Raw genomic sequence first — 16,225 nt, 5'->3', positions numbered from 1 at the left:
AAAAACGCGATCAAAGTAGCGCAAGCATAACACTAAAATTGTGAGAAAAACCGACTAGAATCAATATTTGCGTGAAATGATTGAAATTTACATAATAATCTCACCTTATGTTCGATTATTACAACTTAATATTGCATTTTAATAGATTTAAAAACATGAGCTATATCTCTGATTTAATTGATAAAATGTTGTGTTAAATTTTTGTTTAATTTGATGTTATACCTTGCAGCGATATTAGACTAAAGGTGCAAACGTGTGCTGCAATTTAGAGTTTTAGCTCTATTGTCGGTTTGGTGTCAGTAAACTTTTCGAGGTGTTTCCGCGAGGCGCTAACTAGTGGTATGATGAGTCAATTAAAGCAAAATAATTAAATTGGATTGAAGTGTAGATGGTCATTAAGGCGAAGAGCCCGGCAGGATTTGCAGAGAAGTATATTATTGAAAGTATTTGGAATGGCCGTTTTCCCCCTGGCTCAATCCTACCAGCTGAGCGTGAGCTGTCTGAATTAATCGGTGTTACCCGTACCACACTACGTGAAGTATTGCAGCGTCTAGCCCGTGACGGTTGGTTGACGATTCAACATGGTAAGCCAACTAAGGTGAACCAGTTCATGGAAACGTCGGGTCTGCATATTCTAGACACGCTAATGACGCTAGACGTTGATAATGCGACTAACATCGTAGAAGACTTGCTTGCAGCACGTACAAATATCAGCCCTATCTTTATGCGCTATGCATTTAAAGCGAATAAAGAAAACTCTGAGCGCACAATCATCAACGTGATTGAATCATGTGAAGCACTGCTTGCGTCTAAAACGTGGGATGAGTTTGTAGAGTCTTCTCCTTACGCAGAAAAGATTAAGCATGCAGTAAAAGAAGACAACGAAAAAGACGAAGAGAAACGTCAAGCTATTCTTATTGCTAAAACGTTCAACTTTTACGATTACATGTTGTTCCAACGCCTTGCGTTTCATTCAGGCAACCAAATCTATGGTTTGATCTTCAATGGCGTTCGTAAGCTTTATGATCGTATCGGTAGCTACTACTTCTCTAACCCAGAAGCGCGTCGCCTAGCGATGGATTTCTATAAAGAGCTACTAGTAATCTGTGAGAGCGGTGAACGTGAAAACTTGCCTCTAGTGATTCGTAACTACGGTGTTGCAAGTGGACAGATTTGGAACGAAATGAAAACGACGCTGCCAACGAACTTTACTGAAGACGACAGCTAACAAATACAGTCAATAGTCTGATTTCAGCGAATAAACAAAAACGGCGAGCTATCTGATAGCTCGCCGTTTTTTATTCTCGTTTACCGTTGTGCTAACAGAGGTAGGCTTACCCAGCAAACTCTTCGGAGTCTGGGCGTTGAGAAAACTGAACACCGCTTAAGAAGTCGCACAATAGTTGGTCTTCACACGTCTTGTAGTTCTTGTTGTTCGGCTTGCGGAAGTAGGCACCGATTTCGTACTTACTTAGGCTAATTCCCATCACTTCTAATGCATCGAGTACATCTTCAGCCTTCATGTTTAACGCAATACGTAGTTTCATGAAAATCATATTGTTAGTCAGTGATACTTCTGGTTTCGGCTGCTCACCTTCCTTCTTACCGCGCTTAAGATTGATGAAACCATTTAGGAAGATTGCCAGCTCTTTATCTTTCATTTTTGAGAATGACTTTTCACCTTCAGCTTTTAGCCAGTTGTTTACTTGGTCATGCGCAACGGTAGCGTCCGCTTGCTCAAATGCTTTGATGATTTGGGCGTTCTTCAGGTTTAGCGCGTGTTGGATACGGCGCAAGATTTCATTGTTAGTCACAGGAGTCCTAATTCGGCAGTGAGTCGAGAATCGCGAGTATTGTTTCGTATATTAAGCGTATTTTCGACTGAAAAGTTGAAGGTGGAATGTATCAGAGAAAGTCGGATATCAACAGAAATAAAAAATCCCCATGCATTGCTGCGATGGGGATTTTTAATTCAGCGGTTGGCGTTACATTACACGCATACCTGGCTGTGCACCTTCGTGCGGCTCAAGGATCCATAGGTCGCTGCCACCAGGGCCGGCTGCTAGGATCATGCCTTCAGACATACCAAACTTCATCTTACGAGGTTTAAGGTTTGCCACCATTACAGTTAGCTTGCCTTCTAGCTCTTCAGGTTTGTACGCTGACTTAATGCCAGAGAATACCTGACGAGTTTCACCGCCGATGTCTAGTTGGAACTTAAGCAGTTTGTTTGCTTTTGGCACTTCTTCACATGAGATGATGCGAGCGATACGCATATCTACTGCTGCGAATGCATCAAATTCAATCTCTTCTGCGATTGGATCTTTGTCTAGCTCAGTTTGGCTCGCCTTGTTCTTTTCCGCTTCTGCTTTCTCTTTCGCTGCAACTTCTGCTGCTGCGTCTTCTTTAGAAGCTTCAATCATCGCTTCAACCTTCTTAGGGTCGATACGGCTGAACAGTGCTTTGAACTTAGTGATCTCGTGACCTGTCAGTGGTGCAGCCATGCCTTCCCAAGTCAGTTCTTGGTTCAGGAATGCTTCAGTACGTGCTGCTAGCTCAGGCATTACCGGTTTCAGGTACGTGATCAGAACGCGGAATAGGTTAATACCAACAGAACAGATGTCTTGCAGTTCTTGGTCTTTACCTTCTTCTTTCGCGACAACCCACGGTGCTTTTTCGTCAACGTATTGGTTTGCTTTGTCTGCTAGTGCCGTGATTTCGCGGATTGCACGACCAAATTCGCGAGTTTCGTAAAGCTCAGCAATACGATCAGCAGCTGCAACAAATTCGTTGTACAGTTCTGGCTCTGCGAAGTTGTCAGATAGCTTGCCTTCAAAACGCTTAGTGATGAAACCTGCGTTACGCGATGCAAGGTTAACAATCTTGTTTACTACGTCAGCGTTTACACGTTGAGTGAAGTCTTCAAGGTTTAGATCTAGGTCATCAATGCGGCTGTTTAGCTTAGCTGCGTAGTAGTAGCGTAGACATTCTGGATCTAGGTGATCTAGGTAAGTCGCTGCTTTGATGAACGTACCTTTAGACTTAGACATCTTAGCGCCGTTTACCGTTACGTAGCCGTGTACGAATACGTTATTTGGCTTACGGAAACCAGAACCTTCTAGCATTGCAGGCCAGAATAGAGAGTGGAAGTACACGATGTCTTTACCGATGAAGTGGTAAAGTTCAGTTGTGCTGTCTTTCTTCCAGTATTCGTCGAAGTCTAGACCTTCAGTCTTGTTACATAGGTTCTTGAATGAAGCCATGTAGCCAACAGGTGCGTCTAGCCATACGTAGAAGAATTTGTCTTTCTCGCCTGGGATTTCGAAGCCGAAGTATGGCGCGTCACGTGAGATATCCCACTGTTGTAGACCAGACTCAAACCACTCTTGCATCTTGTTCGCAGTTTCAGCTTGAAGTGAACCAGAGCGAGTCCACTCTTGTAGCATGCTTTCGAACTGAGGTAGGTCGAAGAAGAAGTGCTCAGAGTCTTTCATCACTGGTGTTGCGCCAGATACTGCAGACTTAGGATCGATCAGCTCTGTTGGGCTGTAAGTTTCGCCACAGTTATCACAGTTGTCGCCGTATTGATCTTCTGACTTACATTTAGGACATGTACCTTTTACGAAACGATCCGGTAGGAACATCTCTTTCTCAGGGTCGAATAGCTGAGAGATAGTGCGGCTAGAGATAAAGCCGTTCTTTTTAAGCTCTAGGTAGATGTGTGAAGCCAGCTCACGGTTCTCTTCTGAGTGTGTGCTGTGGTAGTTATCAAAGCTAATATCGAAGCCAGCGAAGTCTTTCTGGTGCTCTTCACTTACAGCAGCGATCATCTCTTCTGGTGTAATACCCATCTGTTGTGCTTTTAGCATGATTGGCGTGCCGTGAGCATCGTCAGCACAGATGAAGTTTACAGTGTTGCCGCGTAGGCGTTGGTAGCGCACCCAAATGTCAGCTTGAATGTGCTCAAGCATGTGACCTAGGTGAATCGAACCATTAGCATACGGAAGGGCACAAGTGACCAGTAGTTTCCTTGAATCAAGAGTTCTTGGATCGTTTGCCATACTTAAATTTCGCTTCTTTTTGATGGGTATAAATTTGATGTGTAATACTACTTTATAACAGGTGTCACGCCAAGGTATCAAATTGACGAATCCCTTAGTTTTTTAAGGGTTCAGTCTTTCGTCAGCGGGTGATAGCATAAATCAAAAAAAGGAGCCCCAATGCGTAACTTCACATCAAAGCAAGATTTTTGTTCTTGGCTGAATGAGTTTGAATCTGTACTTCTAATCCCTGAATGGGCATCGCAACCGAATATGGTGACGGTAGACCCAAAGGGTTCATTCATCATTACGCTTCCATTTGCGGCCAATAGCTTAGTAGAAGAGCTATCACACTGGATATCACATCAAATCGCAGAGCAGAAAGTCGCTGGGTTCGACTTTGAAGTTCGAATTAAGCCTGCTGCACTTGAAACAACCGTATCAAGCCCTGTGAAAGGCGTGAAAAATATCATTGCGGTGACGTCTGCTAAAGGAGGCGTTGGTAAATCAACAACCTCAGTGAACTTAGCGTTAGCACTCTCAAAGTCAGGCGCTAAAGTTGGTCTATTGGATGCAGATATTTACGGTCCTTCTGTACCTATGATGCTCGGCCAGATGCAAGCGAAACCAGAAGTGCGTGACAATAAATGGATGATTCCTATTGAAGCTCATGGGATCTTCACTCACTCAATTGGTTACTTGGTATCAAAAGACGATGCCGCTATCTGGCGTGGTCCAATGGCTGCGAAAGCTCTTGGCCAGATCATGAATGAAACGGTATGGCCGGATCTGGATTATCTGGTGATCGATATGCCGCCGGGTACAGGTGACATTCAACTGACTCTGTCTCAGCAAATTCCAGTTACAGGGGCGATTGTTGTGACTACACCGCAAGACCTTGCTTTAGCGGATGCTCGTAAAGGTGTAGCGATGTTTGACAAAGTAGGCGTGCCGGTAGCGGGCCTTGTAGAGAATATGAGCTACCATATCTGCAGCCACTGTGGTGAAAAAGAGCATATCTTTGGTTCTGGTGGCGCTGAAGCTATGGCCGTTGAGTTTAGCCTTGATATTCTTGCTCAGATCCCTCTGCACATCGATGTCCGTGAAGATATTGATGCGGGAATGCCAACCGTAGTGCGTCGACCAGACAGCGAGCATACGCGCCATTACCTCGATTTGGCCGAAAATGTAGCCTGTAAGATGTACTGGACGGGCAAAGTGAAACCAGAAGCGATTAACTTCTCAATGGTTGAGTAGTTTATAATTTATACAGAGTGTGCAAGCGGTTGATGGGCACTGGTCATTAAGCAAACGTTTATTTTGATTTAATCCATTTAGATCATCAATTTGACGGTATTTTGCTGAAATGGCGACTAGAATCTATAGAGCTTAGCCCCTATAATCAGGCGGTTTATCTATTCCCATCACCAAAACCATATCGGGTGCAAAATAATGTCTGATAATAATCAATGTGTCATCGTAGGTATCGCTGGCGCTTCAGCTTCAGGAAAAAGTCTGATTGCTAGTACTATTTATAATGAGTTGCGCGAAAAAGTAGGCGACCATCAAATTGGTGTTATCACGGAAGATTGCTACTACAGCGACCAAAGCCACTTGAGTATGGAAGAGCGTGTTAAAACAAACTACGACCACCCAAATGCATTAGATCACGATCTACTGTGTGAGCATCTTAAAGAGCTAATGAACGGCAACGCGGTTGAAGTTCCAGAATACAGCTACTCTGAACACACACGTACTTCTGAAACGACTACACTTACTCCAAAGAAAGTGATCATTTTAGAAGGTATCCTACTGCTAACAGACCCACGTCTACGTGAACTGATGCACGCGAGTGTTTTCATGGATACACCACTAGACATCTGTCTACTGCGTCGTGTTAAGCGTGATGTTGAAGAGCGTGGTCGTACGATGGACTCTGTACTGAAGCAATATCAAGAGACAGTACGTCCTATGTTTATGCAGTTCATTGAGCCATCAAAGCAGCATGCCGACATTATCGTCCCTCGTGGTGGTAAAAACCGTATCGCAATCGACGTTTTGAAAGCTCATATTGCTAAGCTATTAAAGGCGTAGTCGGTACCATCTGACAAAAGTAAGAATTTAGTTATAAGTTCTTAACTTAGCTTTATTTTTTATCGAATAAGTGGCACTTTTATAGTGCCACTTTCTTTTGGAATCTAAGCAAGGAATATGCGGATGAAGAAACTACTCATTTTCATAGCTATCCCAGTTGTTGTCGTTATCGCGGCGATTCTGGCGCTAGTGCTGTTAGTGAATCCCAACCAATTTAAACCACTGATTGTCGAGCAAGCCCAAAAACACACCGGTTTAGAGCTTGTGATTGAAGGTGACATCAGCTGGCAATTTTTCCCATCGATTGGTTTTGAACTAGGAAAGACAGAACTGCGTAATCCGCAGGGCTTTACTCAACCTAACTTATTCAAAGTTGATACCGTCGGCGTTGATATCTCTGTTACACCTCTCTTTAGCAATCAACTTGAGATCGGTAACGTTACGCTGGATGGCGCAGAATTCTATTTAGAAACTCTAAAAGATGGCAGTAAGAATATTGACGCGCTAACACAGGCTCAAACCGCTGCTACTCCTGCAGAAGAGACAACAACTCAACCAGAAGAAGCGCCCACTGCGCCACAAGAAAGTGCAGCCTCAAACTGGACGATTAACCTCGCCGGTGTGACTGTATCGAATGCATTGTTCGAGATGGATGACAAACAAGCTGGTTCATTTATCAAGCTATATGATGTGGCGTTTAACCTATCTGAATTCGCGGCTGATACGTGGACTACAGCGACTTTCTCTGCATCTGGTGAGAACAATCAGCAGAAGTTCTCAGCGCAAGGCAGTGCAGACTTGAAGCTGGCAAAAGGCTTCGCGAGCTATGCGCTGCGTAATATAGACTTGAATGCGACCTTTAGCGATCCAAGTACTCAAATTGAGTCGGCTAAGATTGGTCTTGATACGTTCGAGTTCGACAAAGTGAATAACTTAACATACAGCGTTGTGGGTAACGCTGCGGATATGGAACTGGATCTGAAAGGCGCTGGTGAACTAATGGTTGATAGCGCGATTTCAAAAGTTGTGCTTAACAAGCTAACTTTACACTCTACGTTTAAAGGTGATGCACTTCCTCAATCACCAATGAAAGTCGATATGCTATCTGATCTGAGTTTTGATCTAACTAAGAGTCACTTGAGCTTTGTATTAGAGAAGCTTCAAGCGAACAGCATCGCACTTGACGGTAAAGCAGATGTGACGCTATCTGAGATTCCTAAGGTAGGCTTCTCTCTTCATAGTCCGAATATTGATTTGGACGAGTTCTTAGGTTTGGGTAGCGCTTCTGATTCGTCAGCCGCTTCACAGCCAGCTAAAGAAGCTGAGTCTTCAGCGCCCGCGAAAGAGGTTGAACCTGACCTGACTGCTCTGAAAACGCTTGATGTTAAAGGCGATATTACAATAGATAAGTTCAAAGCTAATAACGCTCATATGCAGAATGTAAAAGCGGCATTCTCGGTTAACCGTGGTTTGGCAAAACTAGAGTCATTCACGTCTAACCTTTATGAAGGCTCAATTTCTGCGACAGCGACTCTGGATGCTCGTAAATCACCAGCGTCATACACGGCTAAGAAAGCGATTAAGGGTGTTAAGGTTCAGCCATTGCTGGTGGATGTTGCGAATAACGATATGCTCGAAGGTACTGGTAACATTGACGTGAATGTTTCTGGTAAGAGCCTAACTCCAACAGGTATCAAGCAGAATCTAGTGGGTACTATTGCTATCAATTTTGCCGATGGTGCTGTAAATGGTATCAACGTAGCACAGCTGATTCGTGAGAACTATGCGAAGATCACGGGCGAGAAGTACGACGAGAGCGAAGGTGTTCAAAAGACTGACTTCAGTGCGATGAAAGCGACCCTAAAAGTCGACAAAGGTTGGGTATCAACTAACGACCTTTCAGCGCAATCACCTCTGCTGCGTGTTACTGGTTCAGGTAAGGCTAACTTCATCAAGGAGACTGTTGATTTCCTAGTGCGCACTTCTATTGTGGGCTCACTGGAAGGTCAGGGGGGCAAGAGCATTGATGACCTTAAAGATGTGACGATTCCAATTAAGGTTACAGGTGCTTGGACAGATCCTAAGTTTAGCTTGGTATTCGACGACGTACTGAAACAGAAAGCGCAGAAAGAGATCGACCGTGGTGTGGAGAAACTCACGGATAAGATCAAAGATGAGAAAACTAAGGAAGCGGTAGATGGACTCCTAAAAGGTCTGTTTAACTAATCCGTTTTTAGTCTGATATAAACGAAGCGCCACTCTTTAATTATGAGTGGCGCTTTTTATTTGAACGTCTAAAACAGAGATTTTCTAAGACGTTCGCCCTTTGTTATAGGAGGTAACACGGTCAAAGCCGTCATTTACCTGAGTCAAGGATCCCTGTTCGAAGGTTATTACCAGTCAACGCCTTGCAGAGCCTTAACTCCTGATTCGAAGGCATGTTTGACATTACGTACCTCTGAAACCGTATCTGCCATTTCAGTCAGTGTGCGGTGGGCGCCACGACCTGTAATGATCACTGATTGCATCTTTGGTCGGTTGTTTAGTGCTTCAACAACCTCATCAAGTTCAATGTAACCGTAACTAACCATGTACGTTAGCTCATCAAACAGAATCACATCCAATGACTCGTCAGCAAGCATACGCTTACACTCAGTCCAAACACGCTGTGCAGCTTCGATATCTTTGGCTTTGTTTTGTGTTTCCCAAGTGAAGCCAGTGCCCATCACCTGAAATTCAACATCGAGTTTCTCAAGTACGTTCTTTTCACCGTTGTCCCAGGTTCCTTTAACGAATTGAGCAACAGCACATTTCTTACCGTGACCAACAGCACGAGTAATGGTACCAAAGCCTGAAGTTGACTTGCCTTTACCATTACCTGTAATAACAAGCAGCAGGCCTTTAACTTCCTGAGCAGCGGCAACACGAGCATCAACTTGTTCTTTAACTTTCTGTTGGCGGGCCTTATGGCGCTGTTCTTTGTTGTCTTCAGTCGACATAACTCTTCCTTATAATTTGTGATTAGCACTATCATAGCTTAAGTTAACACTATCAAAAACCATCGAAAGAACAGGTGATTAGGGATGAAAAAGATACTGGTAGTCTGTATGGGGAATATCTGTCGCTCACCAACAGGCGAAGCGATATTGCGTGCTAAAGCCAAGTCTATGGGGATCGAGGTTGAGGTAGACTCCGCTGGTACAATCGGTTTCCACCAAGGAAACCCACCAGATCCACGTTCTAAAGCGGCTGGTGAGGCTAGGGGTTATAGCTTTAAAGGAATTCGCTCTCGCAAAGTAGTGGCACAAGATTTTGATACGTTCGACCTAATTTTAGCTGCAGATAGAGCAAACTTAGCTGACTTAGAATCTCAATGTCCGGCTCACTTACAGTATAAATTGGCTCTGTTTCTAAGCTATGGTGAATCGAGTTATGAGGAAATTCCTGATCCTTATTATGGAGAGGGGGATGGTTTTGAGCTGGTTCTCGATTTAATTGAAGAGTCGAGTGAAGCGATACTGAAATCCCTTTAGCAAGAGCGTATTCCGGTTTAGTAAGCTGATACAAAAATGCCGACGTTTATCGTCGGCATTTTTTATTCTTATCTATGTAAAGTCATCAGCTATTACTTAGACATAACCTTGTAGATTGGGTCTTCTGCAACGTTTGCTTCAACCAAGCTACCTGCTTTGTGCAGCATAGCAACACAGTCTTGGCTTAGGTGACGTAGGTGCAGTGTTTTACCCTGTGCTGCGTAACGCTCAGCAATAGTATCGATCGCTTCGATTGCTGAATGGTCAGTTACACGAGAGTTTGCGAAGTCTACGATAACGTCTTGAGGATCTTCTTGAGCGTTAAATAGCTCTAGGAAGTTCGCTGTAGAACCGAAGAAGATCGGGCCATTCACTTTGTACTCTTTTGAGCCTTCTTCGTTGATGCAAGTATCTGCGTAGATGTGCTTAGCGTGCTGCCAAGCGAACATTAGGGCAGAAGCGATAACACCAACAAATACAGCAACTGCAAGGTCAGTCATTACAGTAACAACCGTTACTAGAACAATAACAAAGAAGTCTTGTTTTGGTACGCGGCGCGCAAGCTTGAACGTTGCCCATTCGAATGTACCGATAACAACCATGAACATTACGCCCACAAGTGCTGCTAGAGGAATCATTTCAATTAGCGACGATGCGAATAGGATGAACATCAGTAGTGCAACTGCAGCAACGATACCTGATAGACGACCACGACCACCAGAGTTTACGTTGATCATCGATTGACCAATCATCGCACAACCACCCATCGCGCCAAATACTGAACACGTTACGTTAGCCATGCCTTGACCAACACACTCACGGTTTGATTGGCCACGAGTGTTTGTCATTTCATCAAGCACTGTCAGAGTCAGCAGTGATTCAATCAAACCAATTGCCGCCAGAATTACTGCGTAAGGCAAGATGATGTAAATCGTTTCTAGGTTAAATGGTACTGCTGGAATCGAGAATGTTGGTAGAGAGCCCGCAAGCGTTGCAGCATCGTCACCAGACATAGTACGTAGGAAGTCAACTACTGTACGTGTTTCTAGATCTAAACCAACCACTAGCGCCGTCACAGTCACGATAGCAACCAGTGAAGAAGGCACTGCAGTCGTAAACTTAGGTAGGAAGTGGATGATAGCCATAGTCAGTGCAACTAGACCAAGCATAAGTGTCATTTGATCTGTTGGAAGCCAAGTTAGCGCGCCAGTGATGTCTGGTGCTTTAAACTGGCCAAGTTGAGCAAGGAAGATAACAATCGCCAAACCGTTCACAAAACCGATCATTACTGGGTGTGGAACGATACGAATAAATTTACCGAGCTTGAATAGACCCGCAGCTATCTGTAGAAGACCCGCTAGCATGATAGCGGCAAAGAGGTATTGAACACCGTGAGTCGCAACTAGGCTAACCATTACAACGGCCATTGCGCCTGTTGCACCAGAGATCATGCCAGGACGACCGCCGAAGATAGAAGTGATAAGACCGACGATGAATGCTGCGTATAGACCAACCATTGGGTCAACACCAGCAACAAAGGCGAATGCAACGGCTTCAGGTACTAGAGCAAGTGCTACAGTAAGACCTGAAAGAACGTCATTCTTTACAGAGTGCTTTGAAAATTGTGGGAATTCGAACATGTGTGCTCAGCTATGCTTTAAATGGATTTACCGACACGAACATATTGCGGAGCTAAACAGGTGTATAAAAGAGCGGCAATAGCTAAGTGTCGAAAAAGATAAGTGCGCGAATCCTACCCAAAAATGTGATTAAGTTCAAGGTTGAACCTAACTTTGAGTAATATATCTATTAATCGTTATTCCGATAACGCATGTGAAAAAGGCTGCTTATAATAAGCAGCCTTTGATTCTATTTACTTAAGAATTTACAACAGTAAATGCTTAGTAGTTTGGCTTAGTCATACCAGAACCCGCTTGGTTCGAAGCAACCTGACTGCCAGCACCCTTCGATACGTAACGTTCGCTACGGAATGGTGCTGCAACAACTTCAATCTCTTTGATCTCTTGTGGACCAGGAGCTTTCGTCATTGGCGAGCTAGCTTGTTTCTTCGCCTCTACTGAAGGTTTCTCTTCAGTCACAGGTGCTGCTTCAACTGGTTTAGCCTCAGTGATTGGTGCCTCAACAACTGGAGCTTCAGCTACAGTCTCTTCAGCTTTTGCTTCAACCGTTTCTTCAGCTTTAACTGATTCTTCAACAACAGGTGCGTCTACTACTGGAGCCTCTTCAACAACTGGTGCTGCTACAGGCGCTTCAGCTACAGGTGTCTCAACAACAGGTGCTTCAACTGCAGGCTGTGCTACCACTTCTTCAGCTTTCGCTTCAACAACAGGCTCTTCACGGCGGATAATAACTTTACCCATTGCCATTTCAGGACATGCAAAACCACCAGCAATCACAACATTGTTTTGAACAGCTTCTAGTTCAGTTGATTGTTGTACTTGCGCTTCTGCTTTAGCAGCTTCAGGTTTTGCTTGTTTGTGGTGCGGTTTAGGCACGAAACGAGGCATCACTTTACCCATCGCCATCTCAGGAGAGGCTACACCACCTTTACGTAGGCGGAATGGGTTAGGGCGACGGTCACGACCGCGACGACGACGTTGACCACTTGCACGTAGGTGACGTGGAGAACGACGGTTACGACGTTGCTTCGGCTCTTCCTGTTCTGTTTGTTCAGCGTTCGCTTGGTTAGCTTCTACTTGTTCCGCTACCTTTTGCTCTTGAGCAACAGACTTATCTTTAGCTGCAACCTGCTCTTTCGCAGAGTTGTTTTCTGCTTGAGCTTGCTGGTCTTTAACGCGGATCTGCTTGTTCAGTTTACGACGTTGACGACGCTCTTTAACTTTTGCAGCTTTCGCTTCAGACTTCTGTTTTTGACCTTCAGGTTTAGACGCTTGAGCATCAGCTGCTAGCTGTTGACCTTGTTCTGCAACCTTAGATGGTACTTGCTCTTCGCGTTGTTGCTTCTGCTCGTCACGCTGTTTATTGCGGCGGTCTTGCTTCGGCTTACGGTTTTGACGAGGTTGCTGAGTTGCATTTTCTTTTTGCTCTTCAGGCTTCTCATCGCGAGCTGGCTTACGACGGCGCTTGTTGTCGCGGTTCTCGTTACGATCACCACGCTGGTTGCGACGACGATTGTCATTGCGATCGCGACGTTGACGGTTGCCATTGTTGCGATTGCTCTTAGGTTTCTCTTCTTGCTTCTCTTCTTGTTTCTCTTCTTGAGATGAAGAGCCACCGAATAGGAAGCTGCCAATAGCTTTGAAGAAGCGGCTGATTAGGCCTGATTCTTGTGCCTTAGGCTCTTCTTTCTTCTCTTCTACTTTTGCAGCTGCTGCTTTTGGCGCTGGAGCTGGCGCAGATTGAGCAGGAGCAGCAAAACCTTTCAGTGCAGGTTCTTCGATCTTCTTAGGACGAATCGTCTGTTCTGCTGGCTCTTTGCTTTCTGCTTCTTTCAGAGCGTCTAGCTTCTTAGGAAGTAGGTAAGAAAGTAGATCGAACTCTTCACCTTCACGAACACGGATAACTTCGAAGTGCGGAGTTTCCATATCAGAGTTAGGTACAACAGTGATCTTAACTTCTTGAGTACGCTCAATGTGGTTTACAGAGCGACGCTTCTCGTTCAATAGGTAAGAAGCGATTGGCACAGGTACAACTGCAAGCACTTGTGCTGTGTTGTCTTTTAGCGCTTCCTCTTCGATTAGACGAAGAACTGAAAGTGCTAGAGATTCATTGTCACGTACAACACCAGTACCTGTACAGCGAGGACAGATGTGGTGGCTTGCTTCTGCTAGAGAAGGGCTTAGACGCTGACGAGACATTTCAAGAAGACCGAATCGAGAAATACGACCGATTTGAACACGTGCACGATCTAGACGAACTGCATCACGCAGACGGCTTTCTACTTCGCGTTGATGACGAACAGGCGTCATATCGATGAAGTCGATAACTACTAGACCACCTAGGTCACGTAGACGAAGTTGACGAGCAATTTCATCTGCGGCTTCTAGGTTTGTGTTCAGAGCTGTTTCTTCAATATCACCGCCTTTCGTTGCACGAGCAGAGTTGATATCGATAGAAGTTAGAGCTTCTGTTGGGTCGATAACGATTGAACCACCCGACGGAAGGCGAACTTCACGTTGGAAAGCAGATTCAATTTGGCTTTCGATCTGGTAGTGGCTAAATAGAGGAACTTCACCGTCGTACTTCTTAACGCGACTGATAAAGTCTGGGCGCACTAGTTGAATGTGCGCTTGTGCACGCTCAAAAATAGTGTTGCTATCGATAAGAATTTCACCAATATCACGACGCAAGTAGTCGCGAATTGCACGAACAATTACGTTACTTTCTTGGTGGATAAGGAAAGGTGCTGCGTTTGAATCCGAAGCCTGCTTGATAGCAGCCCAGTGATTAAGTAGTACGTTTAAGTCCCACTCAAGCTCTTCTGCGCTTTTGCCAACGCCAGCAGTACGAACGATTAAACCCATGCCTTGAGGAAGCTCAAGCGTGCTTAAAGCTGCTTTTAGTTGAGTACGCTCGTCACCTTCGATACGGCGAGAGATACCGCCTGCACGAGGGTTGTTTGGCATAAGAACTAAGTAGCTACCCGCCAAAGAGATGAAAGTAGTCAGTGCAGCACCTTTGCTACCACGTTCTTCTTTCTCAACTTGTACGATAACTTCCTGGCCTTCCTTTAGCACTTCTTTGATGCTTGGACGACCTTGGTATGTGTAACCTTCAGGGAAGTATTCGCGGGCAATTTCTTTAAGAGGGAGGAAACCGTGACGTTCTGCGCCGTAGTCAACAAATGCCGCTTCTAGGCTTGGTTCAATACGAGTGATACGTCCTTTGTAGATATTCGCTTTTTTTGATTCGTGACCTGGACTTTCGATATCAAGATCGAAAAGTCGCTGGCCATCAACCAAAGCGACACGCAACTCTTCTTTTTGAGTTGCGTTAATTAACATTCTTTTCATTTAGAAATACTCATTGTCTTTTCTTATTTTCATCATTGTTCTTGTCGCTTGATTTCGTTTCTCATGGTGCCTGATCCCATGGCTTTATCGGTGCAGCCTCCCGGCTGGAAGGGATGCTCTTGGGGCACGTCAGTCATCATAGATAGTGAACTATGATCCGCGATGTGGCGGTGAATACTCAACATGAGCGTACGTGAGTAGAGCGACAAGGAACTCAGTTAACGGTGTCTTACGCCAATGCAGCACGGTTTTGACTGAGTTATCTACTCATTTACTTGCTTGTGAATGGTTGGCTGTTTAAATAGTAGTCAAACCATAGATAGCAGCTGTGAACTATAGCAGTGGTCGCTAATCACAGCAATCTGCTTTATCAGAATGCGCGAAAAAAAACGGTTTTTGTTTGGGTTTTGATAGCTCTAACTCACTGTCTATCAATAATTTATCAAATGATATTTAATTTTGCGGCAGTCTTGATTGTTTTTTGTTCGAAGAATCAAACAAATATAGAAGTTTCACGCCTCCTTTTGGGTATAATCGCGCCGAAAAATGCAATTAACTCTCAATTATCAAATTTGACAGTGATACACTAACCGCATGAGCGAAATTAGAACCAAAGTCCAATTTGTCGACATCGATGAAGATATGGCTGGTCAACGTATTGATAACTTCTTACGTAACCAATTAAAAAATATCCCGAAAAGTATGATTTATCGAATCGTACGTAAGGGCGAAGTGCGTGTTAACAAAAAGCGCATCAAAGCAGAATACAAACTGAAAGCCGGCGATCTTGTTCGTATTCCACCAGTGACTGTGGAAGAGAAAGTCGAAGAGAACGTGCCAAGCACTAAGCTTAATAAGGTGTCCGAGCTAGAGCATTGCATCATTTATGAAGATGACCACATGCTTGTCTTGAATAAACCTTCAGGTACAGCGGTACACGGTGGTAGTGGTCTTAAGTTCGGAGCGATTGAAGCTCTACGCGCATTGCGACCAGAAGCCCGCTTCCTTGAATTGGTGCATCGAATTGACAGAGATACTTCGGGCATCCTCTTGGTGGCGAAAAAGCGTTCGGCGCTGCGCCATCTGCAAGCTCAGTTCCGTGAAAAGACGGTCCAGAAGTACTACTATGCATTAGTCATGGGCGAGTGGAAGAACAGTTGTAAGGTAGTGAATGCACCGCTTCTTAAAAATGAAGTCAACAGCATTGTTCGTGTAAACCCGAATGGTAAAGCTTCTGAAACCCGCTTTAAGGTGTTAGAAAAGTTCAAAGATGCGACCTTGATTCAAGCAAGCCCGATTACAGGTCGTACCCACCAAATTCGTGTACACACTCAATACACGGGTCACCCGATTGCGTGGGATGACCGTTATGGTGATCGCCGCTTTGATGCTTATACAGGTAAAGTCGGTTTGGACCGCTTATTCCTGCACGCAGCAAACATTAAATTTACGCATCCAGGCAGTGAAGAGAAGATGGATATCTCGGCTCCAATGGAAGCTAAGTTAGAGAAGGCAATCGCAGGTCTGCGTAAGCTTTAATTCTTTAAGATACGAGATACGAGAT

The 16,225-nt window shown here is 44.6% G+C and carries 11 protein-coding genes; 6 read left to right on the top strand and 5 right to left on the bottom strand.

All coding sequences use genetic code 11. The features are described 5' to 3' along the window. The first annotated feature begins 388 nt into the window (after positions 1-388). A complete protein-coding gene (gene fadR, locus KI743_RS17270; protein ID WP_032552021.1) occupies positions 389-1,228 on the top strand; it encodes a fatty acid metabolism transcriptional regulator FadR in 840 nt (279 codons plus the stop codon). Positions 1,229-1,334: 106 nt separating this feature from the next. Here fadR and KI743_RS17265 read toward each other — a convergent pair whose 3' ends face one another. Next, positions 1,335-1,814: a DUF1456 family protein gene (locus KI743_RS17265; RefSeq protein WP_285467429.1), complete on the bottom strand. Its 480-nt coding sequence runs from the start codon at positions 1,812-1,814 to the stop codon at positions 1,335-1,337. Between the two features lie 171 nt (positions 1,815-1,985). Next, entirely contained in the window at positions 1,986-4,061 is a 2,076-nt protein-coding gene (gene metG / locus KI743_RS17260; protein ID WP_150893960.1) for a methionine--tRNA ligase, read from the bottom strand. 159 nt (positions 4,062-4,220) lie between these two features. On the opposite strand from metG, the gene apbC reads away from it, so the two are divergent. The 3 genes from apbC to KI743_RS17245 all read left to right on the top strand — a co-directional run bounded on the left by apbC (position 4,221) and on the right by KI743_RS17245 (position 8,360). Next, positions 4,221-5,297, top strand: a complete 1,077-nt coding sequence (apbC, locus tag KI743_RS17255; protein ID WP_032552024.1) for an iron-sulfur cluster carrier protein ApbC — start codon at positions 4,221-4,223, stop codon at positions 5,295-5,297. Between the two features lie 195 nt (positions 5,298-5,492). Continuing rightward, positions 5,493-6,134, top strand: coding sequence for a uridine kinase (gene udk, locus KI743_RS17250; protein ID WP_032552025.1), 642 nt, complete (start codon positions 5,493-5,495; stop codon positions 6,132-6,134). A 123-nt stretch (positions 6,135-6,257) separates the two neighbouring features. Beyond that, positions 6,258-8,360 (top strand): AsmA family protein, encoded by a 2,103-nt coding sequence (locus KI743_RS17245; RefSeq protein WP_285467428.1) that lies wholly within the window; start codon positions 6,258-6,260, stop codon positions 8,358-8,360. A gap of 167 nt (positions 8,361-8,527) precedes the next feature. On the opposite strand, the gene cobO is transcribed toward KI743_RS17245, so the two are convergent. Further along, positions 8,528-9,133 (bottom strand): cob(I)yrinic acid a,c-diamide adenosyltransferase, encoded by a 606-nt coding sequence (cobO, locus tag KI743_RS17240; protein WP_032552027.1) that lies wholly within the window; start codon positions 9,131-9,133, stop codon positions 8,528-8,530. 84 nt (positions 9,134-9,217) lie between these two features. Between cobO and KI743_RS17235 the strand changes: the two genes are divergently transcribed. Next, entirely contained in the window at positions 9,218-9,667 is a 450-nt protein-coding gene (locus tag KI743_RS17235; protein WP_255230362.1) for a low molecular weight protein-tyrosine-phosphatase, read from the top strand. Positions 9,668-9,759: 92 nt separating this feature from the next. Here KI743_RS17235 and KI743_RS17230 read toward each other — a convergent pair whose 3' ends face one another. Then, positions 9,760-11,307, bottom strand: a complete 1,548-nt coding sequence (locus tag KI743_RS17230) for a SulP family inorganic anion transporter (protein ID WP_032552029.1) — start codon at positions 11,305-11,307, stop codon at positions 9,760-9,762. A gap of 261 nt (positions 11,308-11,568) precedes the next feature. After that, positions 11,569-14,661, bottom strand: coding sequence for a ribonuclease E (rne, locus tag KI743_RS17225; RefSeq protein ID WP_285467427.1), 3,093 nt, complete (start codon positions 14,659-14,661; stop codon positions 11,569-11,571). 594 nt (positions 14,662-15,255) lie between these two features. On the opposite strand from rne, the gene rluC reads away from it, so the two are divergent. Next, positions 15,256-16,200 (top strand): 23S rRNA pseudouridine(955/2504/2580) synthase RluC, encoded by a 945-nt coding sequence (gene rluC / locus KI743_RS17220; RefSeq protein WP_285467426.1) that lies wholly within the window; start codon positions 15,256-15,258, stop codon positions 16,198-16,200. Positions 16,201-16,225 lie beyond the last annotated feature (25 nt).

It is taken from the genome of Vibrio sp. D420a, assembly GCF_030248625.1.
In the GTDB taxonomy this organism is placed as follows: Bacteria; Pseudomonadota; Gammaproteobacteria; order Enterobacterales; family Vibrionaceae; genus Vibrio; species Vibrio fortis_A.
This window is presented reverse-complemented; position numbering and strand designations above follow the sequence as displayed.

Bases quoted from the DNA above. Each gene is read 5' to 3' on its own strand.
- fadR (WP_032552021.1), top strand. From the start codon at position 389: ATGGTCATTAAGGCGAAGAGCCCGGCAGGATTTGCAGAGAAGTATATT.
- metG (WP_150893960.1), bottom strand. From the start codon at position 4,061: ATGGCAAACGATCCAAGAACTCTTGATTCAAGGAAACTACTGGTCACT.
- apbC (WP_032552024.1), top strand. From the start codon at position 4,221: ATGCGTAACTTCACATCAAAGCAAGATTTTTGTTCTTGGCTGAATGAG.
- udk (WP_032552025.1), top strand. From the start codon at position 5,493: ATGTCTGATAATAATCAATGTGTCATCGTAGGTATCGCTGGCGCTTCA.
- KI743_RS17245 (WP_285467428.1), top strand. From the start codon at position 6,258: ATGAAGAAACTACTCATTTTCATAGCTATCCCAGTTGTTGTCGTTATC.
- cobO (WP_032552027.1), bottom strand. From the start codon at position 9,133: ATGTCGACTGAAGACAACAAAGAACAGCGCCATAAGGCCCGCCAACAG.
- KI743_RS17235 (WP_255230362.1), top strand. From the start codon at position 9,218: ATGAAAAAGATACTGGTAGTCTGTATGGGGAATATCTGTCGCTCACCA.
- KI743_RS17230 (WP_032552029.1), bottom strand. From the start codon at position 11,307: ATGTTCGAATTCCCACAATTTTCAAAGCACTCTGTAAAGAATGACGTT.
- rne (WP_285467427.1), bottom strand. From the start codon at position 14,661: ATGAAAAGAATGTTAATTAACGCAACTCAAAAAGAAGAGTTGCGTGTC.
- rluC (WP_285467426.1), top strand. From the start codon at position 15,256: ATGAGCGAAATTAGAACCAAAGTCCAATTTGTCGACATCGATGAAGAT.